1 protein-coding gene and 1 pseudogene are annotated in these 1,171 nt (G+C 54.4%); both read left to right on the top strand.

Features of this window, described 5'->3' with window-relative positions; translation table 11 throughout:
* Positions 1-256 precede the first annotated feature (256 nt).
* Positions 257-592: pseudogene (locus IEX61_RS12855) on the top strand (IS110 family transposase); the annotation flags it as partial.
* 104 nt (positions 593-696) lie between these two features.
* On the top strand, positions 697-1,171 hold a 475-nt coding region (locus tag IEX61_RS12215; protein ID WP_229725876.1), incomplete at its 3' end, for a transposase.

The raw sequence follows: 1,171 nt of genomic DNA, 5'->3' as shown, positions 1-1,171 counted from the left end.
ACCCTATTCGACAAAAAAGCGTGTAGACCTTGTACCTCCCGGTACTTTGTCTACACGCTGAAACGGGGGTTTTCCCCCGTTTTTTATTCTTCGATTAAATTTTTCGTAGTCAAATTTTTCCATCACCGTATCTACTTTCTTACTATAACCTAAGAATTTAAAAATCCGTGAAGGTGATGGGAAAGCTCATCCTGTTTCACCCAATAGACAACCGCTTTCTTTCCTCTCGTTCTTCGAATATCGACATCCCGATTTGATGCAAAAATTTCAATCTGCTCACCGTTTTCCAGTTCCTTTTCAATGTCTTTGTAAGAAAAATTCTGGATTCTTCGTGGTCGGCATGGAGCCGACCGGTCATTACTGGCTGAACCTTGCCGCTTATTTGCGTGCTTGCGATGTCCCGGTCGTCCTTGTAAATCCCTTTCATGTCAAGCAAACCAAAGAGTTTGTAGACAACTCGCCGACCAAAAACGATCGCAAGGACGCCTTGGTCATTGGCAAGCTCATCAAAGACGGGCATTTCGTCATTCCCACATGGCCGCAAGGCGATTTCGCCGAGCTGCGCGGCCTTGTCCATCTCCGCTACCAGCTCATGAAGAACCTTCAGCGCCTGCACGCGCGCATCCGCCGCTGGTTGGACCAGTACTTCCCGGAGTTCCTCGATGTGTTCCCGGACTGGGAAGCAAAACGGCCCTCGTGTCGCTTCGTCTCTTCCCGCTTCCGCAAGATGTGTGTGCGTATACGCCCGAGGAGCTGGTTCGCCTGTGGCGAGAACACGGGGTACAGCGGGCCGTGGGACTTTCGCGCGCTCGTTCCTTGCGCGCAAGCGCCGAGCGTTCCATCGGTCTGACCCAAGACCTGCATGCCGCGCGCCTTTCGCTTCGCTGCTGGCTGCAGGAATACGACCTCCTTCGCCAGCAGCTTGAGGAGATTGAGCAGGCAATCGCAGAGCTCCTCAAGCGCATTCCCGGGGCTATGGAAATGCTGAGCATTCCCGGCGTCAGCGAAATGACGGTGGCGGGGTTTCTGGCCGAGACGGGTGACTTGCGCCAATACCGCGACTGGCGGCAAATTCGCAAGCTGGCCGGGCTGAACATCGTCGAAAACCGTTCCGGGAAACACGTGGGCAAAACGCGCATTTCCAAGCGCGGGCGCGCACGTCTGCGGGCGC

Source organism: Calditerricola satsumensis (assembly GCF_014646935.1).
Classification (GTDB): Bacteria; Bacillota; Bacilli; order Calditerricolales; family Calditerricolaceae; genus Calditerricola; species Calditerricola satsumensis.
The sequence above is the reverse complement of the archived record's forward strand: the minus strand, read 5'-3'. Positions and strand labels throughout refer to the sequence as shown.